The sequence below is a fragment of the Streptacidiphilus sp. EB129 genome (genome assembly GCF_041262645.1).
Lineage (GTDB): Bacteria > Actinomycetota > Actinomycetes > Streptomycetales > Streptomycetaceae > Streptacidiphilus.
Window position 1 is genome coordinate 344132 of the sequence record NZ_JBGCCS010000005.1, and the last position, 22456, is coordinate 366587.

Genomic DNA, 22456 nt, shown 5'->3' on the forward strand with positions numbered 1-22456 from the left:
CTGCCTCCGCCCCCGCGCGCGCCGTCGTCCCAGGGCTCGGCCTCGCGCCCGCCCCTGCCCCCGGCTTCGCACCTGTGGCCGGACGCGACCTCGGGCCCGCCGACAACCGGAACCTCGTACCGGTCCCCGGCCCGGCCCCCGCGCCCGGCCGCGCGCCGGTCGACGGCACCGTCACCGCGCCCGCCTTCGCACCGGGCTACGCCGCTCCCGTCTGTTCCGCCGGCGTGGCGCCGCAGCGCGGGGCGGCCGCCGTCACCCCGGCCCCGCGCCGTCCGCTGGACGACCTGTGGCGCGGCTACAAGTCCAGCGGGGACCCGAGGCTGCGCGAGCAACTGATCCTGCACTACTCGCCGCTGGTGAAATATGTCGCCGGCCGCGTCGGGGTGGGCCTCCCGGCCAACGTCGAGCAGGCCGACTTCGTCTCCTCCGGGGTGTTCGGGCTGATCGACGCCATCGAGAAGTTCGACCCCGAGCGGGCGATCAAGTTCGAGACCTATGCCATCAGCCGGATCCGTGGTGCCATCATCGACGAACTCCGCGCTCTGGACTGGATCCCGCGGTCGGTGCGGCAGAAGGCCAAGGCCGTCGAACGCGCATACGCCACGCTGGAGGTGAGCCTGCGTCGGACCCCCAACGATCCCGAGGTGGCCGCCGAGATGGGGGTCGCCATCGAGGACCTGCACGCGATCTTCAGTCAGCTCTCCCTCGCCAACGTCGTCGCCCTGGACGAACTGCTGCACCCCGGCGGCGAAGCAGCCGACGGGGTCAGGCTGGTCGACACCCTTGAGGACACCGCCGCCGACAATCCGGTGGAGGTCGCCGAGAGCCGAGAGCTGAGGCGACTGCTGGCCCGGGCCATCAACACCCTCCCCGACCGTGAGAAGACCGTGGTCAGCCTGTACTACTACGAGGGCCTCACGCTCGCCGAGATCGGACAGGTTCTCGGAGTGACCGAGAGCAGGGTGAGCCAGATCCACACCAAGGCCGTGATCCAGCTCCGGGCGAAGCTCTCCGACGCCAGGTGACCCCCGTAAGCTGTTCCCCGTGCCACGAATCCGAGCTGCCACCCTGGCCGAGCACCGTCAGCTGCAGCGTGACGCCCTCCTGGAGGCAGCCCGAGCGCTGCTCGCCGAAGGCGGTATGGAGGCGCTGACCTTCCCGGCCCTGGCGAGCCGCACCGGTCTGGCCCGCTCCTCGGTGTACGAGTACTTCCGTTCCCGCGCCGCGGTGGTGGAGGAACTGTGTGCCGTCGACTTCCCCTCCTGGGCCGCCGAGGTCGCCGGCGCGGTCGCCCTGGCGGACTCGCCGCAGGGACGGGTGGAGGCGTACGTCAGGGTGCAGCTGGCTCTGGCCGGCGACTCCCGGCACCGTGCCCTGGCGACGATCTCGGCAGGGGAGCTGGACGACTCCGCCCGTGAGCGGATCCGGGCCGCGCACGGCCAGTTCGTCGGACTGGTCGTCAGCGCGCTGGCCGAACTCGGCCACCCGCAGCCGGGGCTGACCGCCACGCTGCTGCAGGGCATCGTCCAGGCCGCGGTCAAGCGCCTGGAACTGGGCGCGGCCGAGGAGCCTGAGGCCATCGTCGATGCCGCGGTCCAACTCGTGCTGCACGGCGTCACCCCGTCGACCGGGCTCGCCGCCACGACCGTCTGAACGGCCCCGCGCGTTCGTTCCGCCCCGCGATACCGACCCGCCCCGCGAGACCGACCCGCCGCGACGGGTGCGCCCGCCCGGAGGGGCAGTAGCCGCGCCCGCCCGGGGCCGACCAGCGCGAGCGGGTCCAGGTAGTGCCGGTGGCCCCGCACCAGCCCCCAGTGCAGACAGGGCACCGGACAGTGCCCCGGCGCGGGTCCGGCCACCCGCGCGATCACCTGCCCGGCGGCCACCGCCGCGCCCTGCGGCAGCAGCGGTTCCACCGGCTGGTACGTGGTGCGCAGTGGCGGCTCCCCGGTTCCCGGGTGGGTGATCGCCAGCACCCCGGTCCCGGCGATCACCCCGGCGAAGGAGACCACGCCGCCCTTCACCGCACGCACCGGAGTACCGGCCGGAGCAGCCAGATCCACGCCCCGGTGGCCGGGCGCCCAGGGCAGCGGCGGCGGATCGAAGCGCCGCAGCACGTCGGCAAGCCCGCCACCGGTGGGCAGCAGCGGCCGCCCGGCAGGCCCGGGTGACTGTCCCCGGCCCAGCGCGTGGGCCCGCTGGGCCGGGCCGATCAGCGTCATCGCCAGCCACAGCAGCAGTCCAAGGGTGAGCAGTACCCGCCTGCCGTCCGGTGACGGCGGCCTGCCGGTCGCCGTGCGGGGGAGAGCGAGCGTGGGGGCGGTTCCAGGAGTCGATTTCATGCCCGCGACTCTCCTCGCCCGCACGGACGCCCGACGGCGCCCAGGCCTCCGCTGTGGACAGACCCCGCCCTGTGGACAACCGGCTCACCCGCGCGGGCGAACCGACGGGCAAGGCGCGCGGCCACGGGACCGCCGACAGGGGGCCCGAACCGTCCGTGTCGCTCGGTGTCCAGCGATTCCCGTACACTTCAGTCGCGACCCGGCGTGCCGGGTCGACTTCGCACGCCCCGCCACCGGTGTTTCGGCTCAGTCCCGCCCGGTGAAGTGCCGCTCGGTCCGTCAAGGCCAGGCACGGTCAGGGCGTCAGGCGCGGCGACCTCCCGGTCACCGCGGACAACCGAGAAACCTAGGAGTACGGCCATGGCCGTCGTCACGATGCGGGAGCTGCTGGAAAGCGGCGTCCACTTCGGTCACCAGACCCGTCGTTGGAACCCGAAGATGAAGCGTTTCATCTTCACGGAGCGCAACGGCATCTACATCATCGACCTGCTGCAGTCGCTGAACTACATCGACCGCGCCTACGAGTTCGTCAAGGAGACCGTTGCCCACGGCGGCAGCGTCCTCTTCGTCGGTACCAAGAAGCAGGCGCAGGAGGCCATCGCCGAGCAGGCCACGCGCGTGGGCATGCCCTACGTCAACCAGCGCTGGCTCGGCGGCATGCTGACCAACTTCCAGACGGTCTACAAGCGCCTCCAGCGGATGAAGGAGCTCGGCGAGATCGACTTCACGGATGTGGCCGCCTCCGGCCTCACCAAGAAGGAGCTCCTGGTCCTGGAGCGCGAGCACACCAAGCTCGAGAAGACCCTCGGCGGTATCCGCGACATGCAGCGCGTGCCGTCCGCGGTGTGGATCGTCGACACCAAGAAGGAGCACATCGCCGTCGGCGAGGCGCGCAAGCTCCGGATCCCGGTCGTCGCGATCCTCGACACCAACTGCGACCCCGACGAGGTCGACTACAAGATCCCCGGCAACGACGACGCCATCCGCTCGGTCACGCTGCTGACCCGCGTGATCGCCGACGCCGTGGCCGAGGGTCTGATGGCCCGTTCCGGTGCCGCCAAGGGCGACGCCAAGGTCGAGACCGGTGCCGACCAGCCGCTGGCCGACTGGGAGCGCGAGCTGCTCGTCGAGGGCGAGAAGAAGGCTGACGAGGCCCCCGCCGCGGACGCCGCTGTCGAGACCCCGGCCGAGACCCCCGCCGAGGCCCCGGTTGAGACCCCGGCCGAGGTTGTGGCCGAGGCCCCCGTCGAGGCTGCCGCCGAGGCCCCCGCCGCCGAGGCCGAGCAGGCCTGACGACTTCAGGGCGAGGGGTACGGCGGCTGACGCCGGCGTACCCCTCGCATCGTGTCGGGCGGCACTGTGATCCAGTGGCGCCCGGTCCCCTCCACCGACATCGCGAGAAGAGACTGAAGAAGAATGGCGAACACCTCCGCCGCGGACGTCAAGAAGCTCCGTGAGCTCACCGGCGCCGGGATGATGGACTGCAAGAAGGCTCTGGACGAGGCCGAGGGCAACGTCGAGAAGGCCGTCGAGCTGCTGCGTATCAAGGGCCAGAAGGGCGTCGCGAAGCGCGAGGGCCGTGACGCCTCCAACGGTGCCGTGGTCTCCCTGCTGGAGGGCGGCAACTCCGGTGTGCTGGTCGAGCTGAACTGCGAGACCGACTTCGTCGCCAAGGGCGGCCGCTTCGTGGAGGTCGCCAACGCGCTGGCCGCCCACGTCGCGAAGACCTCCCCGGCCGACATCGAGACCGCGCTGGCCAGCGAGATCAACCCGGGCCAGACCGTCCAGCAGTTCGTGGACGAGGCGAACGCGGGCCTGGGCGAGAAGATCGTCTTCCGCCGCTTCGCCCAGTTCACCGGTGGCGCGTACGTCTCCGCGTACATGCACCGCACCGACCCCGACCTGCCGCCCGCCATCGGCGTGCTGGTCGAGCTCGACCAGGAGAACGCGGAGATCGCCAAGGACGTCGCGCAGCACATCGCCGCCTTCGCCCCCAAGTACCTCTCCCGCGAGGAGATCCCGGCCGAGGCGCTGGAGAGCGAGCGTCGCATCGCCGAGGCCACCGCGCGCGAGGAGGGCAAGCCCGAGGCTGCCCTGCCGAAGATCGTCGAGGGCCGGGTCACCGGCTTCGTCAAGGAGAACTCGGTCCTGGAGCAGGCCTTCGCCAAGGACAGCAAGAAGACCGTCCAGAAGGTCCTGGACGAGGCCGGCGTCAAGCTGGTCCGCTTCGCGCGTTTCCGCGTCGGCGCCTGACCAGTCAGGTCCCATACGATGTAAGTCGTGAATAGCGATGAGGAGGCCACTGCCGTGCAGGTATCCGTACCCGGTGCCCGCGGCGGTGGCCTCCTCTCGTACGCGCGGCACCAGTAGCACCCGTACCACCGGCAGCACCCGCAGTACCCGTAGGACGGCAGTACCCGTAGGACCGGCAGTACCCGCAGTTCGTGCACCAGGAGGAGTCGATGCAGATGACCGCGCAGGAGGGCACGCGTCGCCGCGTGCTGCTCAAGCTTTCCGGGGAGGCGTTCGCCGGCGGGGGCGGCCTCGGCGTCGACCCCAACGTCGTGCACGCGATCGCCCGGGAGATCGCCACCGTGGTCCGCGGCGGCACCGAGGTCGCCGTCGTGATCGGCGGGGGCAACTTCTTCCGCGGCGCGGAGCTGCAGCAGCGCGGCATGGACCGGGCCAGGTCCGACTACATGGGCATGCTCGGCACCGTGATGAACAGTCTGGCGCTGCAGGACTTCCTGAACAAGGAGGGCATCGAGACCCGGGTCCAGACCGCGATCACCATGGGCCAGGTCGCCGAGCCCTACCTGCCGCTGCGGGCCATCCGGCACCTGGAGAAGGGCCGCGTCGTGATCTTCGGCGCCGGTATGGGCATGCCCTACTTCTCCACCGACACCACCGCCGTGCAGCGGGCCCTGGAGATCCAGGCCGAGGTTCTGCTGATGGGGAAGAACGGGGTCGACGGGGTCTACGACTCCGATCCCAAGACCAACCCGGACGCGGTGAAGTTCGACACCCTGGGATACTCCGAGGTGATCGCGCGCGACCTCAAGGTCGCCGACCTCACCGCGATCACGCTCTGCAAGGACAACGACCTGCCGATGCTCGTCTTCGAGCTGCTCGCCGAGGGCAATATCGCCCGCGCCGTGCGCAGTGAGAAGATCGGCACGTTGATCAGCGGGGCAGCCGACCAGGAGGCGTGACCCCCGCAGGGGATGGACAATCCACCGGTCCTCCAGCAGCGTGCCCGGTAGAGAATCCACCCAGCAGTCATCGAGCAGTGCCCGCACAGCAGGAGTCGAGACCGGGTAGCACCGGACAGGAGCACATTGTGATCGAAGAGACCCTCCTTGAGGCCGAGGAGAAGATGGAGAAGGCCGTCGCCGTCGCCAAGGACGACTTCGCCGCGATCCGGACCGGCCGTGCGCACCCCGCGATGTTCAGCAAGATCGTCGCCGAGTACTACGGTGCGGTGACCCCGATCAACCAGCTGGCGTCGTTCTCGGTGCCGGAGCCCCGGATGGCGGTCGTCTCGCCGTTCGACAAGACCTCGCTGCGGGTCATCGAGGAAGCGATCCGCAATTCCGACCTGGGAGTGAACCCGTCCAACGACGGGTCCATCATCCGGGTGATCTTCCCGCAGCTCACCGAGGAGCGCCGGCGCGAGTACATCAAGGTCGCGCGCGGCAAGGGCGAGGATGCCAAGATCTCCATCCGTGCGGTGCGTCGCAAGGCCAAGGAGACCCTGGACAAGTTCAACAAGGACGGCGAGGTCGGCGAGGACGAGGTGCGCCGCGCCGAGAAGGAGCTCGAAGACGTCACCGCGCGCTACGTGGCGCAGGTGGACGAGCTGCTGAAGCACAAGGAAGCCGAGCTGCTCGAGGTCTGATGAACCACGACTCCTTCTGGGGGCCTGCAGCCGGAGACGGCGGCGCCGGGGCCCGTACGCAGGGCCACGACTCCGCCGGCTTCAGGAACGCGCCTCCTGAGGGAGTACTGCCCGGGGACGAGGATGCGGCCACCCGGCTGATGCCGCCGGTGGTCGACGGACCGGTCCCCCCGCACTGGGGGGGACCGGCCCTCGGCCACTCGCAGCAGTTCCCGCTGCAGGGTACGGACGGTATGACGCAGACTCAGTACATGTCCCCCTCGCACCCCGGACCGGAACGTTTCTCCGGACAGCTTCCCGATTCCGGGCCGGGTGCACAGGAAGCAAGCGCCACCCGTCTGAGCGGACCTCTGTTCCGTGACGACGTCGACCCCGCCGCGGCGCAGGTCGCAGCGGCGGAGCAGACCACGGTGCTGCCACCGATCAGGACCGAGGCACCGCCGATGACCGACCCAGGACCCACCCCCGCGGCCCCGAAACCGGCCAGGACACCGAAGGCGGGGCGCGATCTGCGCGCCGCCGTCGGGGTCGGGCTCGGTCTGGGCGCGGTCGTCGTGGTCTCGCTGTTCATCGTGAAGTGGCTGTTCGTCGGCGTGGTCGCGGCGGTCGTGGTGATCGGCATGTGGGAGCTCACCAGCCGCCTGGCGGAGAGCAAGGACATCCGGGTCCCGCTGCTGCCGCTGGCGGTCGGCGGCTGCGGCATGCTGGTGGCCGCCTACCTCGGCGGCCCCGAGGCGGCCCTGATCGCCCTGGCCCTGACCAGCCTGGCGGTGCTGGTCTGGCGGATGAGCGAACCGCCGGAGAACTATCTGCGGGACGTCACGGCCAGCGTCTTCACCGCCTTCTACGTGCCGTTCCTGGCCAGCTTCGTGATGCTGATGCTGGCCGCGGACGACGGTCCGCAGCGGGTGGTGATCTTCATGGTGCTGACCGTGTGCAGCGACACCGGCGCCTACGCGGCCGGCTCGCGCTTCGGGAAGCACAAGCTGGCGCCCCGGATCAGCCCCGGCAAGACCCGCGAGGGTCTGGCCGGCGGCGTGCTGCTGTGCATGCTGGTCGGCGCGCTGGGGATGCACTGGATGATCGACAACGGCTCCTGGTGGCAGGGGCTGGTGCTGGGGGCGTGCGTGGCGGTCAGCGCCACCCTGGGCGACCTCGGCGAGTCGATGATCAAGCGTGACCTCGGCATCAAGGACATGGGCACGCTGTTGCCGGGCCACGGCGGCATCATGGACCGGCTCGACTCGCTGCTGCCCACCGCCCCGGTGGTGTGGTTGGTCCTGGTCGGCTTCGTCGGCGCGGGCAGCTGACAGCCCGGCCCCCCGGCAGGCCTAGCACCGGAGCAGGTCCGGAGGCCCGAGCGAGCGCAGGCCCCGGACGCCGACGGTGTCCGGGGCCTCGCCGTTTCGGGAGTTCCGCGCCGACCTGCGACACTGGGGGAATCATGCCTAAGCCCATTCCCGGTGAACTCACCTTCGTCGCGCCGCGAGGCGCCAAGCCGCCGCGCCACCTTGCCGACCTCAGCGCCGCCGAGCGCCGTGAGGCCGTCGCCGAGCTGGGCGAGAAGCCCTTCCGGGCCGACCAGCTGTCGCGCCAGTACTTCTCCCGCCTCTCGGCGGGGCCGGACGAGTGGACCGACATCCCGGCCGCGTCCCGCGCCAAGCTCGCCGAGGGACTGTTCCCCGAGCTGATGAGCGTGGTCCGCAACGTCTCCTGCGACGACGACAGCACCCGCAAGACGCTGTGGAAGCTCTTCGACGGCGTGCTGGTCGAGTCCGTGCTGATGCGTTACCCCGACCGGGTGACCATGTGCATCAGCTCGCAGGCCGGCTGCGGCATGAACTGCCCGTTCTGCGCCACCGGCCAGGCCGGGCTGACCCGGAACCTGTCCACCGCCGAGATCGTCGAGCAGATCGCCGCCGGAATGCGGTCGATCAAGGACGGCGAGTTCGGTGCGGACGGCTCCGGCGAGTCCGGGGCGGTCCGGCTCAGCAACATCGTCTTCATGGGGATGGGCGAGCCGCTGGCCAACTACAAGCGCGTGATCGCGGCGATCCGCCGGCTCACCGACCCGGCCCCGGGCGGCTTCGGGCTGTCCCAGCGCGGGATCACCGTCTCCACGGTCGGCCTGGTCCCGGCGATCAACCGGCTCGCGGACGAGGAGCTCAGCGTCCGGCTCGCGGTCTCGCTGCACGCCCCGGACGACGAGCTGCGGGACACGCTGGTGCCGGTGAACACCCGCTGGCGGGTCGCCGAGGTGCTGGACGCGGCCTGGGCCTACGCCGAGCGGTCCGGGCGCCGGATCTCCATCGAGTACGCGCTGATCAAGGACATCAACGACCAGGCATGGCGCGCGGACCTGCTGGGTCGGCTGCTCAAGAGCCACCGGGCGCATGTGAACCTGATCCCGTTGAACCCGACACCCGGGTCGAAGTGGACGGCATCCCGGCCCGAGGACGAGCGCGAGTTCGTCCGCCGGCTCCAGCAGCACGGCGTCCCGGTGACGGTCCGGGACACCCGCGGCCAGGAGATCGACGGAGCCTGCGGCCAGCTCGCCGCGGCCGGCTAGGCAGCAGCAGCGCAGGATCCGGCCGGGCGGCCGGGGACCCGACCAGGAGTCGGGGCCCCGGCCGTCGGCCGTTGGTTCCGGGAGTTCCAGGGCGACGGCCCGGGGCCGTCAGGATGAGCCCTCAGGGACGAGCCGTCAGGACGACAGCGCGGCGGCGGCCAGGGCGGCGGCGCCGGTCCCGGTCGCCAGCACCACCAGGGCGGCCGCGCCGACCCGGAGCGCGGCCGACTGCCGCAGCAGGCCGCCGGAGGCGCCCATCCGGCGCAGTGACGCGTAGGCGGCGCGACGGGCCACCGCCAGTTCGGCCAGACGGGTCAGCAGCGCCCCCGCCACGGCGATGCCGAGCAGCACCGCGTCGATCAGCGGCAGCGCCCCGTCCGGTCCGTGCCCGGTGGCGATCCGGTGCCACAGCGCCACCGCGACCGCGCCGGTGACCGCCAGCACCGCCAGCGGCGTCCCCAGCCGCCAGGACTCCGCCTGCAGGCCGCGGCCGGCCAGCAGGCGCGCCGTGCGCGGCCGGCCCCAGGCCAGCAGCCCGCCGAGCAGGTAGAGCAGGGCCGGGACGGCCAGCGCGAGTCCCACCACCGCGACCAGCCAGCCCAGCGCCACCGCCACAGCGCCGCCCTGGCGCAGTCCGGCCAGCTCGGTCGCCGTGCCGGCGGCCGGCAGGCCCAGTGCGGTCGCCAGGTAGGCGGGGGACAGCCGGCGCTGCGGCTGGTCGGCGTCGTCGCCCGGCAGCAGGTCGGCGGAGCGGACCGCGCCGGCCGCCGCCAGTCCGCCCAGCAGCGGGACCAGGGCGATCAGGGTCAGCGTGGCCGCCGGCGGCAGCGCGGCGTGGACGCCCAGGGCCGGGTCGAAACGGGTGCTCTCGGTCGGCTGCAGTTCCAGCCAGTGCGCCCGCAGTACCAGGAACCCCGCCAGCGCCAGCAGCGCGCCGACGGCGCAGGCCAGCGCGATCTCCCCGGCGAGCAGCAGCCGCATCCGCAGCGGTCCCGCTCCGGCCGCGACCATGCCGGTCACCCGGGCCGAGCGCTGCAGCGGCAGGGAGCGGGCCCAGCTGGCCGCGAGGTAGCCGACCGCCGCGAGCGCGGGCAGACACCAGAGCAGCCGGTCCAGCCCCGCCGTGGTGTCGCCCGGCTGCGACAGGGCCCGGCCCAGGGCGCGCAGCAGCAGCGCGGCGACCGTCGCCGAGGCCACCGTGGTGAGCACCCAGCGGAACAGGTCCAGCGTGCTGTAGCCGCGGGCTAGACGGAGGTAGGGGAACACTGGTGTGCCTCCTCCTCCCGTGCGCCGGCGCCCGCGGCTGCGGCCAGCACATCCCGGGCCCGGCCCGGGATGCTGACCCTGCCGTCGGCCATGGTGGCGATCCGGTCGGCGAAGCGGGCCACACCGGGGTCGTGGGTGGCCAGCACCAGGGTGATCCGGTGCGAGCGGGAGGCGGTGACCAGTATCCGCAGCACCTGCTCCTGGGCCTCGCGGTGCAGCGGCGCGGTGGGCTCGTCGGCGAAGAGCACGGTGGGTCGGTGCGCGAGGGCGCGGGCCACCGCGATCCGCTGGCGCTGCTCCTGGCGCAGGTCGGCGGGCCGGCGGCGGGCGCAGTCGGCCACGTCCAGCCGTTCCAGCCATTCGGCGGCGGCGCTGGTGGCCTCCTTGCGGGGCGCGCCGGCGAGCAGCAGCGGCAGGGCGACGTTCTCGCGGGCGGTGAGTTCCGGCACCAGCTGCGCTTCCGGGCCCACGTAGCCGAAGCGCTCGCGGCGCAGCCGCTCCCTGGCGGCGCGGCCGAGGGTGTGCACCGGGGAGCTGTTGAACCAGATCTCGCCCTCGTCGGCGGGGGTGAGGCCGCTCAGGCAGTCCAGCAGGGTGCTCTTGCCGCAGCCGCGCGGGCCGCTGACGGCGAGGACCTCGCCCTCGCGTACGCCGAGGGACACGCCGCGCAGTGCGGGCGTGCCCTGGTGGGTTTTGACCAGCGCCCGTGCCCACAGCACGTCGTTGTCCGGTGGGGCGAGGGTCACTGCATCCTCCGGGTCGTGATGATGGCTCACAGACTAGAACGAGTGATCCGCTTCGGGGTTGCGCGAAGACCCCTTCGAACTGTCGTGTCGATCACTCGGACGGACGTGAGACGCCGCTGGGCGGCTCCGACCGTCCTGGTCGGAGCCGCCCAGCGGCTGATGGTGCGACAAGAGGACTTGTCCGACTACCCGAGAATGGACTACATCCGGGCCCAGGCCTCGGTCAGCACCGTGCGCAGGATCTGCTCGATCTCGTCGAAGGTCGACTGGTCGGCGATCAGCGGCGGCGAGAGCTGGATGACCGGGTCGCCACGGTCGTCGGCACGGCAGTACAGGCCGTTCTCGAAGAGCGCCTTGGAGACGTAGCCGTAGAGGATGCGCTCGCACTCGTCGTCGTTGAAGGACTCCTTGGTGACCTTGTCCTTGACGAGCTCGATGCCGTAGAAGAAGCCGTTGCCGCGGACGTCGCCGACGATCGGCAGGTCGAGCAGCTTCTCCAGGGTGGAGCGGAAGGCGTCCTCGTTGGCGAGGACGTGCTTGTTGAGGCCCTCGCGCTCGAAGATGTCCAGGTTGGCCAGCGCCACGGCGGAGGAGACCGGGTGGCCGCCGAAGGTGTAGCCGTGCAGGAAGGTGTTGTCGCCGTGGTAGAACGGCTCGGCGATGCGGTCCGAGATGATCGCCGCACCGATCGGGGAGTAGCCCGAGGTCATGCCCTTGGCGCAGGTGATGATGTCGGGGATGTAGTCGAACTTGTCGCAGGCGAACATCGTGCCGAGGCGGCCGAAGGCGCAGATGGTCTCGTCCGACACCAGCAGCACGTTGTACTGGTCGCAGATCTCGCGCACCCGCTGGAAGTACCCGGGCGGCGGCGGGAAGCAGCCGCCGGCGTTCTGCACCGGCTCCAGGAAGACCGCGGCGACCGTCTCCGGGCCCTCGAACAGGATCTCCTGCTCGATCTGGTCGGCGCACCAGCGGCCGTAGGCCTCGGGGTTGTCGCCGTGGATCGGGGCGCGGTAGATGTTGGTGTTGACGACCTTGTGGGCGCCCGGAACCAGCGGCTCGAACGGGGCCTTCAGGGCCGGAAGACCGGTGATGGACAGGGCGCCCTGCGGGGTGCCGTGGTAGGCCACCGCGCGGGAGATCACCTTGTACTTGGTGTGCTCGCCGGTCAGCTTGAAGTACTGCTTGGCCAGCTTCCACGCGGTCTCGACGGCCTCGCCGCCACCGGTGGTGAAGAAGACCTTGTTGAGGTCGCCGGGGGCGTAGGACGCCAGCCGCTCGGCGAGCTCGACGGCGGCGGGGTGCGCGTAGCTCCAGATCGGGAAGAAGGCGAGCTTCTCCGCCTGCTTCCGGGCCACCTCGGCGAGCTCGGCGCGGCCGTGACCGGCCTGGACCACGAAGAGACCGGCGAGGCCGTCCAGGTACTTGCGACCGTTGGAGTCGTAGATGTAGGTGCCCTCACCGCTCACGATGGTGGGGACGGGGTTGTTCTCGTACGACGACATCCGGGTGAAGTGCATCCACAGATGGTCGTAGGCGGTCTTCGAAAGGTCCTTCGTGGCCGGGTCGGCGCTCATCGGGTACCCCAGGTGTAGGTCTGTTTCCGTAGCTTCAGGTAAACGAAGCTTTCGGTTCTCCGCACGCCGGGAAGCGCGCGGATACGCTTGTTGATCAGTTCGAAGAGGTGTTCGTCGTCCTCGCAGACGAGTTCGGCCATCAGGTCGAACGATCCTGCGGTGACGACGACGTAGTCCACCTCGTCCATGGCGGCCAATGCGTCGGCGACCGTCTCGATGTCGCCCTCGACGGTGATGCCGACCATCGCCTGGCGGCTGAACCCCACGGTGAGCGGGTCCGTCACCGCGACGATCTGCATGACACCCTGGTCAAGGAGCTTCTGGACGCGCTGGCGGACCGCCGCCTCGGACAGGCCGACGGCCTTGCCGATGCTGGCGTAGGGACGCCGGCCGTCCTCCTGCAGCTGCTCGATGATCGCCTTGGAGACGGCGTCGAGGGGAACGCTGGTGTTCCGGTCACGGTTGGCCACGACGGACACACTGCCCTATCGAGCGCCCGTTCGCAAGGGATTCCGTCGTGATCTGCTTCAAAACATACTGATTCCATCGTTGTCACTGCTCAGGTCTGCCGATAACCGCAGCTTCGGCGGTAGGCTGGCCCCGCTGGTACTGATCAGGCACACCGGAGTGCCGGGCAGGAATCCGAGGAGAGGTCCCCGTGAGCGAGCTCCAGACGCTGCGCAACTACATCAACGGCGCGTTCACCGACGCCGCCGACGGCCGCACCACCGAGGTCGTCGACCCGACGACCGGCGAGGTGTACGCCACCGCGCCGCTCTCCGCCGAGGCCGACGTGGACGCGGCCATGGCCGCCGCCGCCGCGGCGTTCGAGATCTGGCGCGACACCACCCCCTCGGTGCGCCAGCGCACGCTGCTGAAGATCGCGGACGCGATCGAGGCGCGCGCCGGGGAGCTGGTGGCGGTCGAGTCCCGGAACACCGGCAAGCCGCTCGGGCTGACCGCCTCCGAGGAACTCCCGCCGATGGTGGACCAGCTCCGCTTCTTCGCGGGTGCGGCCCGGCTGCTCGAAGGCAAGTCCGGCGGCGAGTACATGGAGGGGATGACCTCCTTCGTCCGCCGCGAGCCGGTCGGCGTCTGCGCCCAGGTCGCGCCGTGGAACTACCCGATGATGATGGCGGTGTGGAAGTTCGCCCCCGCCCTCGCCGCCGGAAACGCCGTGGTGCTCAAGCCCTCCGACACCACGCCGGCCTCCACCGTGCTGCTGGCCGAGATCATCGGCGGGGTGCTGGCGGAGATGGAGCTGCCCGCGGGCCTCTTCAACGTCGTCTGCGGCGACCGTGAGACCGGCCGGCTGATGGTCGAGCACCCCACCCCGGCGATGGCCTCCATCACCGGCTCGGTCCGGGCCGGCATCCAGGTCGCGGGCTCCGCGGCCAAGGACGTCAAGCGGGTCCATCTGGAACTGGGCGGCAAGGCCCCGGTCGTGGTCTTCGACGACGCCGACATCGCCGCCGCCGTCGAGGGCATCTCGGTGGCCGGCTACTTCAACGCCGGCCAGGACTGCACCGCCGCGACCCGGGTGCTGGTCCACGAGAACGTCCACGACGAGTTCGTGACCGCGCTGGCCAAGGCCGCCGCCGACACCAAGACCGGACAGCCGGACGACGAGGACGTGCTCTACGGTCCGCTCAACAACGCCAACCAGCTCGCCCAGGTCACCGGCTTCATCGAGCGCCTTCCGGCCCACGCCAAGGTCGAGGCCGGCGGCCACCGCGTCGGCGAGGCCGGCTACTTCTTCGCCCCGACCGTGGTCTCCGGCCTGAAGCAGGACGACGAGATCATCCAGAACGAGGTCTTCGGCCCGGTCATCACCGTGCAGAAGTTCTCGGACGAGGACGAGGCCGTGGCCAACGCGAACGGCGTCGAGTTCGCCCTCGCCTCCTCGGTCTGGACCAAGGACCACGGCCGGGCGATGCGGCTGGCCAAGAAGCTCGACTTCGGCTGCGTGTGGATCAACACCCACATCCCGCTGGTCGCCGAGATGCCGCACGGCGGCTTCAAGAAGTCCGGCTACGGCAAGGACCTCTCCTCCTACGGCTTCGAGGACTACACCCGGATCAAGCACGTGATGACCTCGCTGGAGGGCTGACACCCTCGGCACCCGGCCCGGCCCGGCCCGAACCGGCCCCGGCGTCCGCGCGACCCCGCGTGCGGATGCCGGGGCCGGCGCCGTGTCGGGCCCGGCTCGGCGGTGTTCCGGTGTCGCCGTACCGAGCCGCGCTCCGCCCGGATCAGCGCCGCACCGCGTCCAGCGCCAGCATGGCGACGTGCAGCGACAGGCAGGACTCGACCTGGTCCAGGTCCACCCCGAGCACCCGTTCCACCTTGTGCAGCCGGTCGTAGAACGACGGCCGGGACAGATGCGCCGCGTCTGCGGCGGCGGACTTGTTGCGGCCCTGCTCCAGGTACACCCGCAGCATCTGGATCAGCTGGCTGTTGTGCTCCGCGTCGTACGCCAGCAGCGGGCCCAACTCCCGCTCCACGTACGTCTGCAGCCGGGCGTCGTCGCGCAGCAGGTGCAGCAGGCCGCGAAGCCGGACGTCCGGCAACCGGTAGTACGAGGCCGAGCGCGCTCCGGAGGCGGGCGCGTCGTGCAGGGCCGCGTCGGCCACCTGGGTGGCCTCGACCAGGGTGCGCCGGGCGTCGCGCACCGCGCCCACCGAGGAGCCCACCGCGACCACCGGCTCCGGCTCCTCCGCTTCCAGCAGCAGCCGCCGCAGCGAGGAGGCGAAGCCCTCCAGCGCGGTGTGCTCGTCATCGCGCGGCCCCAGCGACACCAGCAGCCCGACCGCCTCGTCGTCGAGCGCGCCGACCAGCGCGGTCAGCCGCTTCTCGCGTACCGCGGCCGCCGCCGTCTCGGTGAAGTCCCGCAGCCGGGCCTGCGCCTCCAGCGCGGCCGGGGCCGTGCCGCGTCGCTGCCGCAGCACCACGCCCACCAGCCGCCGGCCCTCCAGCGGCACCCCCAGTGCGGAGGCGCGCAGCGCCACGTCCGAGACCGTCAGCGCGTGCGTCAGGATGCCGGAGAGCAGGGTGCGATGGGTCTGCCGCTCCAGGCTCTCCCGGTCGCGGACCAGCAGCCGGTTCAGCGCCAGCGTCGCCGCCGCCCGCTCCAGCAGCATGGTGTGCCGGTGCGAGGCGGTGGCCGGCGCGGCGTCCTGGCGGGCCGAGCTGGGCGCGCCGATCAGCACCAGGCGCCCCCAGTCGTGCCCGCGCGCCCCCACCTGCGTCACCAGCCAGCCGGTGCGCGGATCGTGCCCGGTCCGCCCGGCCGGACGGACCCCGCGCGAGCGCGGCTCCCAGCCGGCCAGCAGCACCTGGGCGTTCTGCCCGCCGGTGTCGTACGCCAGCACCTGGTGCGACAGGTTCTCCAGTACCACCGGCGCGCCCGCCATCCGGGAGACCTGCTGGACCACCTCCACCGGTTCGGCGCCCTCGACGGCCAGTTCGTTGAAGGTCTGGTGGATCTCCTCCGACGACCGCAGCTCCTCCAGCTGGGCGTTCACCACCAGCGCGTGCACTGCCTCCGTCACCGCGACGAAGCGCAGCTCCCGGCGCAGCACGATCAGCGGCAGCCCGCGCTGCTCGGCCGCGTGCACCAGGGCGCGCGGCAGGTTGTCGAAGTAGCGCCGCCCGAACTCCACCACCAGCCCGGCCACCCCCACCTCGGCCAGGTCGCGGACGTAGTTGGCCAGTCCGTCGCGGTCCCCGGGCAGGGCGATGCCGGTGGTGAGGATCAGTTCGCCGCCCTGCAGCATCCCGGCCACGTCCGGCAGCTCGCTGACGTGCACCCAGCGCACCGGGCGCTCCAGGTGCTCCTTCCCGGCGACGACCTCGGGCAGGCCACGGCTGACCACGTCCAGGTCGAGGACGCGGGCGACGGTGGGGAACAACGGGACCTCCGGGGACGGCCGGACAGGGGGCGCGGCAGGGGTACCGCGGCCGCGGCGGGTAGCCCGGCAGGGCTGCTGCAGCCGGGCGGGGGCCCCTTCATAGTGTCAGGTCCGCGCGACATGCGGGCAACGAGGTGTCGGAATTCCCGCCCTTGGCAGGGTGTAATGCCGTTAACGATCTGCCTTGCGCCCTGTTGCTTGCCCGGCCCCACTCGCCGGAGGCATCGTCGCAGGGTGGGCAGTGTCTCCGCCCGTCACGTCTCTGCCTGCCGGCACACACCGTCGTCGTGCCGGCCGCGCGCCCCTGGAGGAAACCATGGACCGGTCCATCGTCGGCACTCGCTTCGACGCCGGGGCCCAGTACCTCGGTGGAGCACTGCGCGAAGGCACGGGAGCGGGGACCTTCGACGTCACCAGCCCGGCCGACGGCAGCCTGGTGCAGACCGTACGGCTCGCCTCGACCGCCGATGTCGACGACGCGGTCGCCGCCGCGACGGCGGCCTTCCCGGAGTGGTCCAACGCCACTCCCGGGGCCCGCTCCGAGGCGCTGACCAGGCTGTCCGGCATCCTTGCCGAGCGCGCCGAGGACTTCGCCCGGGTGGAGAGCGCGCAGACCGGCAAGCCGATCAAGCTCACCACCGAGTTCGACGTCCCCGGCACGATCGACAACGTGGCCTTCTTCGCCGGAGCCGCGCGCAACCTGGAGGGCAAGGCCACCGGGGAGTACTCAGGCGACCACACCTCCTCGATCCGCCGTGAGGCGATCGGCGTGGTCGGCTCGATCTCGCCGTGGAACTACCCGCTGCAGATGGCCGGCTGGAAGATCCTCCCGGCCATCGCGGCCGGCAACACCATTGTCCTCAAGCCGGCCGAGCTCACCCCGCTCACCTCGCTGATGTTCGCCCAGGCCTGCACCGACGCGGGCATCCCCGACGGCGTCGTCAACGTGGTCACCGGGTCGGGCCGGGTCGCCGGCGAGCACCTGGTCGCCCACCCGGACGTGTCGATGGTGTCCTTCACCGGCTCCACCGGTGTCGGCAAGCGGGTCGGCGAGGTCGCCATCCAGACCGTCAAGCGCACGCACCTGGAGCTCGGCGGCAAGGCGCCGTTCGTGGTCTTCGACGACGCCGACCTCGACGCCGCCGTGCACGGCGCGGTCGCCGCCTCGCTGATCAACACCGGCCAGGACTGCACCGCCGCCACCCGCGCCTACGTCCAGCGCCCGCTCTACGACGCCTTCGTCGAGGGCGTCGCCGAGCTCTACAACCTGGTGCGCCTCGGCGACCCGTTCAACCCGCACACCGACCTGGGCCCGCTGGTCTCCTTCCGGCAGCGCGACAGCGTCGCCGGCTTCGTCGAGCGCGCCCGCGGCTACGGCGCCACCATCGCGGCGGGCGGCTTCGCGCCGGACAAGGGCCACGACGGCACCGACCTGACCCTGGGCGCGTACTACCGCCCGACGCTGATCACCGGCGTCACCCAGGACGCCGAGGTGGTGCAGGGCGAGATCTTCGGCCCGGTCCTGGTCGTCCTCCCGTTCGACAGCGACGAGGAGGGCCTTCGGCTCGCCAACGACACTCCCTACGGCCTGGCGGCCTCGGCCTGGACCCGCGACCTGTACCGGTCGCTGCGGGCCACCCGCGAGATCCAGGCCGGCTGCGTCTGGGTCAACGACCACATCCCCATCATCAGCGAGATGCCGCACGGCGGTTACAAGGCGTCCGGCTACGGCAAGGACATGTCGCAGTACTCCCTGGACGAGTACACGCAGGTCAAGCACGTCATGCAGGACATCACCGCGGTCGCCCGCAAGGACTGGCACCGCACGATCTTCGGCGACCGCTGACCCCTCAGCCGTCACATCCTCGTTCGCGCCCCCTCCTACCGCACCCGACGGTGCATCAGAGAGCAGTGAGATTTATGGATCCGGCCCATTCCCTTGCCGACGTCCAGCACACCTCGTTCTGGCTGGCGGATCCCGCCCGCCCGGACGCCCTGCCGGCTCTCGTCGGCGACACCCGCTGTGACCTGCTGGTCGTCGGCGGCGGCTACTCCGGTCTGTGGACCGCGCTGATCGCCAAGGAGCGCGACCCCTCCCTGGACGTGGTCCTGGTCGAGGGCCAGGAGGTCGGCTGGGCCGCCTCCGGGCGCAACGGCGGCTTCTGCGCCGCCAGCCTCACCCACGGCTTCTTCAACGGTCTGGAGCGCTGGCCGAACGAGCTGCGCACGCTGCAGCGGCTCGGCCAGGAGAACCTCCAGGCGATGGAGGAGGCGGTGACGAAGTACGGCATCGACTGCGACTGGGAGCGCACCGGAGAGCTCGACGTCGCCACCGAGCCGCACCAGGTCGAGGAACTGCGCGAAGGCGCCGAGCAGATGGCCGAGTACGGCATCGACGCCGAGTTCCTGGACGCCGACGCGGTGCGTGCCGAGGTCGACTCGCCGACCTTCCTGGCCGGACTGTGGGACAAGGACGGCGTGGCGATGGTCCACCCGGCCAAGCTCGCCTGGGGGCTGAAGCAGGCCTGCCTCGACCTCGGCGTGCGGATCTTCGAGCACACCCCCGCCAGCGACCTCGCCGAGAACGGCCCGGGCATGGCCGTGCGCACCCCGTACGGGCGGGTGTTCGCCCGTCGGGTCGCGCTGGGCACGAACATCTTCCCCAACCTGGTGAAGCGGGTCCGCCCGTTCCTCGCCCCGGTCTACGACTTCGCGCTGATGACCGAGCCGCTGACGGACGACCAGCTCGCCGCCATCGGCTGGAAGAACCGCCAGGGGCTGGGCGACTGCAACAACCAGTTCCACTACTTCCGGATCTCCGCCGACAACCGCATCCTCTGGGGCGGCTACGACGCGATCTACCACTACGGCGGCAAGGTCCGCGCCGAGTACGACCACCGCCCGGAGACCTACAGCAAGCTCGCCGGGCACTTCTTCACCGCGTTCCCGCAGCTCGAAGGGCTGCGCTTCAGCCACGCCTGGGGCGGCGCGATCGACACCTGCAGCCGCTTCTCCGCCTTCTTCGGCACCTCGCACAGCGGCAAGGTCTCCTACGCCGTCGGCTACACCGGCCTCGGCGTCGGCGCGACCCGCTTCGGCGCGGAGGTCATGCTCGACCTGCTGGCGGGGGAGCGCACCGAGCGCACCCAGCTGGAGATGGTCCGGAGCAAGCCGATGCCGTTCCCGCCGGAGCCGGTGAAGTGGGCCGGAATCGGCATCACCAAGTGGTCGCTGGACCGCGCCGACCACAACCAGGGGAAGCGCAACCTCTGGCTGAAGACCATGGACACCCTCGGCCTCGGCTTCGACAGCTGACGTCTCCACGCCACCCCCCATCGGGGCTCTGCCCTGCGGCGGCGCGCACCTGCTTCCTGTAGCGGGTGCGCGCCGTTTTTCGCACCCGTACCGGGTATCTCGCCCGCGCGTCCCCCCGGTTGTCTGAAGATGTTGCCGACATTCGTGTAAGAGCAGTACGGCAATCCGCTCTCTCTTGTTACCGGCGGGTCCGCTCTGGAGCTCCGCCGGGAGGATGCGGGAGGCGGAAGTGATGGGGAGCATGGAATCGAGAGGCGCCGTGGAGTGGCTCAGTGCCGCCGCGCCGGATCCGGAGGCCTGTCGCTGGGAATGGGAGCGCAGTGCCCTCGGGGTGGCGCTGCTCCCGGCCGGCCGGATCTGGGACGTGTTGATAGTGCCCGGGGAGCTGGGCCGGCTCGCCGCGGACGTGCTGCTGCGGATGGACACGGAACCGGGACCGGTGCTGGCGGACTTCGGGGACTTCCGGGTCGGCTTCTTCGTCCCACCGGGGACCGCCGCCCGCTGGGTGGGAACCGGAGTGCGCACCGCGGGGCACGGAGTCTGGCTCGCCGTCCCGCACCCGGGCCGGTGCGGCCGCGGCCTGCGCTGGCTGGTGCCGCCGGACGGAAGCGGGGTACTCAACGATCCGGTACTGGTGGAACTCGCCATGCACGAGGCGGCGGCGCTGCTCACCGGCGAGCCCATCGGGCGACCGGACGAGCTGTAAGGACGAATCGACTTTCCCCGACAGGCTGCTGATTGAGGCCGGGCCGATCGCGCAACAGAATGTATAGAGCGCGGCACCCGCTGGTGAGATCCCCGTGCCCCGCCCGGACTCGGAGGCAGACGTTGAGCAAGCACATCACCCACTGGATCGGCGGCACCTCGGTAGCCACCGCGGGCAGCGCCCCGCGCCGCGGTGACATCTACGACCCGGCGACGGGCAAGGTCACCGGTCAGGTCGACTTCGCCACCATCGCCGAGGTGGACGCGGCGGTCGGCTCCGCCGTCGCCGCCTTCGCCGGCTGGCGGAACGCGTCCATCGCCAAGCGCACCACGGTGCTCTTCAACTTCCGCGAGCTGCTCAACGCCCGCAAGGACGAGCTGGCCGCGATCATCGTCGGCGAGCACGGCAAGGTCCACTCGGACGCGCTGGGCGAGATCGCCCGCGGCCAGGAGGTCGTCGAGTACGCCTGCGGCATCCCGCAGCTGCTCAAGGGCGGGTTCACCGAGCAGGCCTCGACCGGCGTCGACGTCTACTCGATCCGCCAGGCCCTCGGCCCGGTAGCGATCATCTCGCCGTTCAACTTCCCGGCGATGGTCCCGATGTGGTTCTTCCCGATCGCCATCGCGGCGGGGAACAGCGTCATCCTCAAGCCTTCCGAGAAGGACCCCTCGGCGGCGAACTTCATCGCCGAGCTGTGGAAGGAGGCCGGTCTGCCCGACGGCGTCTTCAACGTCGTGCACGGCGACAAGGTCTCCGTCGACCGCCTGCTGGAGCACCCGGACGTCAAGTCCGTCTCCTTCGTCGGCTCGACCCCGATCGCCCGCTACGTCTACGAGACCGGCACCCGGTACGGGAAGCGCGTCCAGGCCCTGGGCGGCGCCAAGAACCACATGCTGGTGCTCCCCGACTCGGACCTCGACCTGGCCGCCGACTCCGCGATCAACGCGGGATTCGGCGCGGCCGGCGAGCGCTGCATGGCGGTGTCCGTGCTGGTGGCCGTGGAGCCGATCGCGGACGAGCTGGTCGAGAAGATCAAGCAGCGGATGGCCACCCTGAAGGTCGGCCCGGGCTGCAACGGCGACTCGGACATGGGCCCGCTGGTCACCGGCGTACACCGGGACAAGGTCACCTCCTACCTGGAGTCCGGAGTGGCCGACGGCGCCGAGCTGGCCGTGGACGGCCGCAAGCACCCGATCGTGGGTGAGGACAGGAACGGCTCGCAGACCACGGACGGCTTCTGGCTCGGCCCGACCCTGTTCGACCACGTCAAGCCGGGCATGTCGGTCTACAACGACGAGATCTTCGGCCCGGTGCTGTCGGTCGTGCGGGTCAACTCCTACGAGGAGGGCCTGGAGCTGATCAACAGCAACCCCTACGGCAACGGCACCGCCATCTTCACCAACGACGGCGGCGCGGCCCGGCGCTTCCAGAACGAGGTCGAGGTCGGCATGGTCGGCATCAACGTGCCGATCCCGGTTCCGGTCGCCTACTACTCCTTCGGCGGATGGAAGGCCTCGCTGTTCGGCGACAGCCACGCCTACGGCCCGGACGGTGTCCACTTCTTCACCCGCGGCAAGGCCGTGACCTCGCGCTGGCTCGACCCGAGCCACGGCGGGATCAACCTGGGCTTCCCCACCAACGCCTGACAACACCGCGGCGCGATGTGCCGCGTGTGACACGCCCGCGTGATCGCGGGTCGGCCCGGTCGTGTCCTCTGGACGCGGCCGGGCCGACCTGTTGCCGGAGGACCCGCTGCCCCGAGTTTGCATCGGCATGTACGGCGGGGTAGAGTTCCGAGGTCGCTCGACAGGGAGAGACGGACACGCATCTGCGCGGACGTTCCCGGGGCGGCCACTCCACTGAAAGTCAGATCATGCGAACCCTGGTTCCGTGCGCTCATTTTCGGGACTGGGGTGGGAATGCGGCGGAATTGGCTGACACCGAGAAATTCCGCTAGAGTTTCACTCGTCGGAACGGGCCGGAAACGGCGCGGGAAGACGGAAATCGGACCGGAAAACGTCTGATAGAGTAGTGAACGAAGGAAGCGCCCGGAGGGGCCGGTGAAACGGTCTCGAAGGAAGCGTCCGCTCCTTGAGAACTCAACAGCGTGCCAAAAGTCAACGCCA

18 protein-coding genes and 1 pseudogene are annotated in these 22456 nt (G+C 70.9%); 13 read left to right on the top strand and 6 right to left on the bottom strand.

Features of this window, described 5'->3' with window-relative positions:
- Window positions 1-224: 224 nt before the first annotated feature.
- A complete protein-coding gene (whiG, locus tag ABH925_RS09340) occupies window positions 225-1025 on the top strand; it encodes an RNA polymerase sigma factor WhiG (protein ID WP_370146825.1) in 801 nt (266 codons plus the stop codon).
- Window positions 1026-1068: 43 nt separating this feature from the next.
- A complete protein-coding gene (locus ABH925_RS09345) occupies window positions 1069-1653 on the top strand; it encodes a TetR/AcrR family transcriptional regulator (RefSeq protein ID WP_370146826.1) in 585 nt (194 codons plus the stop codon).
- Window positions 1654-1841: 188 nt separating this feature from the next.
- On the opposite strand, the pseudogene ABH925_RS09350 reads toward ABH925_RS09345, so the two are convergent.
- Window positions 1842-2342: pseudogene (locus ABH925_RS09350) on the bottom strand (peptidoglycan DD-metalloendopeptidase family protein); the annotation flags it as partial.
- 360 nt (window positions 2343-2702) lie between these two features.
- Here ABH925_RS09350 and rpsB point away from each other — a divergent pair.
- The 6 genes from rpsB (at window position 2703) to rlmN (ending at window position 8809) form a co-directional block, all read left to right on the top strand.
- Window positions 2703-3635, top strand: coding sequence for a 30S ribosomal protein S2 (gene rpsB / locus ABH925_RS09355; RefSeq protein ID WP_370146777.1), 933 nt, complete (start codon window positions 2703-2705; stop codon window positions 3633-3635).
- 123 nt (window positions 3636-3758) lie between these two features.
- Window positions 3759-4595 carry a translation elongation factor Ts gene (gene tsf / locus ABH925_RS09360; RefSeq protein WP_370146778.1) on the top strand — a complete coding sequence of 279 codons (837 nt, stop codon included), beginning with the start codon at window positions 3759-3761 and terminating at the stop codon, window positions 4593-4595.
- Window positions 4596-4804: 209 nt separating this feature from the next.
- The gene (gene pyrH, locus ABH925_RS09365; protein WP_370146779.1) at window positions 4805-5554 is read left to right on the top strand and encodes a UMP kinase; all 750 of its coding nucleotides are present in this window, start codon (window positions 4805-4807) and stop codon (window positions 5552-5554) included.
- 128 nt (window positions 5555-5682) lie between these two features.
- On the top strand, window positions 5683-6240 hold the full coding sequence (frr, locus tag ABH925_RS09370; RefSeq protein WP_370146781.1) for a ribosome recycling factor: 558 nt from the start codon (window positions 5683-5685) through the stop codon (window positions 6238-6240).
- A gap of 233 nt (window positions 6241-6473) precedes the next feature.
- Entirely contained in the window at window positions 6474-7550 is a 1077-nt protein-coding gene (locus ABH925_RS09375; RefSeq protein WP_370146783.1) for a phosphatidate cytidylyltransferase, read from the top strand.
- 134 nt (window positions 7551-7684) lie between these two features.
- Window positions 7685-8809, top strand: coding sequence for a 23S rRNA (adenine(2503)-C(2))-methyltransferase RlmN (rlmN, locus tag ABH925_RS09380; RefSeq protein ID WP_370146785.1), 1125 nt, complete (start codon window positions 7685-7687; stop codon window positions 8807-8809).
- A gap of 135 nt (window positions 8810-8944) precedes the next feature.
- On the opposite strand, the gene ABH925_RS09385 is transcribed toward rlmN, so the two are convergent.
- The 4 genes from ABH925_RS09385 to ABH925_RS09400 form a co-directional block, all read right to left on the bottom strand.
- On the bottom strand, window positions 8945-10075 hold the full coding sequence (locus tag ABH925_RS09385) for a hypothetical protein (RefSeq protein WP_370146786.1): 1131 nt from the start codon (window positions 10073-10075) through the stop codon (window positions 8945-8947).
- Window positions 10054-10821, bottom strand: a complete 768-nt coding sequence (locus ABH925_RS09390; protein ID WP_370146787.1) for an ABC transporter ATP-binding protein — start codon at window positions 10819-10821, stop codon at window positions 10054-10056. The genes ABH925_RS09385 and ABH925_RS09390 overlap by 22 nt, the downstream gene beginning before the upstream one ends.
- 200 nt (window positions 10822-11021) lie before the next feature.
- A complete protein-coding gene (locus ABH925_RS09395) occupies window positions 11022-12398 on the bottom strand; it encodes an aspartate aminotransferase family protein (RefSeq protein ID WP_370146789.1) in 1377 nt (458 codons plus the stop codon).
- Window positions 12395-12868 (bottom strand): Lrp/AsnC family transcriptional regulator, encoded by a 474-nt coding sequence (locus tag ABH925_RS09400; RefSeq protein WP_370146790.1) that lies wholly within the window; start codon window positions 12866-12868, stop codon window positions 12395-12397. The genes ABH925_RS09395 and ABH925_RS09400 overlap by 4 nt, the downstream gene beginning before the upstream one ends.
- Window positions 12869-13056: 188 nt before the next feature.
- On the opposite strand from ABH925_RS09400, the gene ABH925_RS09405 reads away from it, so the two are divergent.
- Window positions 13057-14508 (top strand): gamma-aminobutyraldehyde dehydrogenase, encoded by a 1452-nt coding sequence (locus tag ABH925_RS09405; protein ID WP_370146791.1) that lies wholly within the window; start codon window positions 13057-13059, stop codon window positions 14506-14508.
- Window positions 14509-14650: 142 nt separating this feature from the next.
- Here ABH925_RS09405 and ABH925_RS09410 read toward each other — a convergent pair whose 3' ends face one another.
- On the bottom strand, window positions 14651-16309 hold the full coding sequence (locus ABH925_RS09410; RefSeq protein WP_370146792.1) for a PucR family transcriptional regulator: 1659 nt from the start codon (window positions 16307-16309) through the stop codon (window positions 14651-14653).
- Between the two features lie 316 nt (window positions 16310-16625).
- Between ABH925_RS09410 and ABH925_RS09415 the strand changes: the two genes are divergently transcribed.
- From ABH925_RS09415 to ABH925_RS09430, 4 genes are all read left to right on the top strand, one after another.
- The gene (locus ABH925_RS09415) at window positions 16626-18155 is read left to right on the top strand and encodes a gamma-aminobutyraldehyde dehydrogenase (RefSeq protein ID WP_370146793.1); all 1530 of its coding nucleotides are present in this window, start codon (window positions 16626-16628) and stop codon (window positions 18153-18155) included.
- A gap of 74 nt (window positions 18156-18229) precedes the next feature.
- Complete coding sequence (locus ABH925_RS09420; RefSeq protein WP_370146794.1) at window positions 18230-19624, top strand: NAD(P)/FAD-dependent oxidoreductase; 1395 nt, start codon at window positions 18230-18232, stop codon at window positions 19622-19624.
- 232 nt (window positions 19625-19856) lie between these two features.
- Window positions 19857-20330, top strand: a complete 474-nt coding sequence (locus ABH925_RS09425) for a hypothetical protein (protein WP_370146795.1) — start codon at window positions 19857-19859, stop codon at window positions 20328-20330.
- A gap of 122 nt (window positions 20331-20452) precedes the next feature.
- A complete protein-coding gene (locus ABH925_RS09430; RefSeq protein WP_370146796.1) occupies window positions 20453-21976 on the top strand; it encodes a CoA-acylating methylmalonate-semialdehyde dehydrogenase in 1524 nt (507 codons plus the stop codon).
- Window positions 21977-22456 lie beyond the last annotated feature (480 nt).

Excerpts from the sequence above, each read along its gene's own strand:
- rpsB (WP_370146777.1), top strand. The coding sequence starts at position 2,703 with ATGGCCGTCGTCACGATGCGGGAGCTGCTGGAAAGCGGCGTCCACTTC.
- tsf (WP_370146778.1), top strand. The coding sequence starts at position 3,759 with ATGGCGAACACCTCCGCCGCGGACGTCAAGAAGCTCCGTGAGCTCACC.
- pyrH (WP_370146779.1), top strand. The coding sequence starts at position 4,805 with ATGCAGATGACCGCGCAGGAGGGCACGCGTCGCCGCGTGCTGCTCAAG.
- ABH925_RS09375 (WP_370146783.1), top strand. The coding sequence starts at position 6,474 with ATGACGCAGACTCAGTACATGTCCCCCTCGCACCCCGGACCGGAACGT.
- rlmN (WP_370146785.1), top strand. The coding sequence starts at position 7,685 with ATGCCTAAGCCCATTCCCGGTGAACTCACCTTCGTCGCGCCGCGAGGC.
- ABH925_RS09395 (WP_370146789.1), bottom strand. The coding sequence starts at position 12,398 with ATGAGCGCCGACCCGGCCACGAAGGACCTTTCGAAGACCGCCTACGAC.
- ABH925_RS09415 (WP_370146793.1), top strand. The coding sequence starts at position 16,626 with ATGGACCGGTCCATCGTCGGCACTCGCTTCGACGCCGGGGCCCAGTAC.
- ABH925_RS09420 (WP_370146794.1), top strand. The coding sequence starts at position 18,230 with ATGGATCCGGCCCATTCCCTTGCCGACGTCCAGCACACCTCGTTCTGG.
- ABH925_RS09425 (WP_370146795.1), top strand. The coding sequence starts at position 19,857 with ATGGGGAGCATGGAATCGAGAGGCGCCGTGGAGTGGCTCAGTGCCGCC.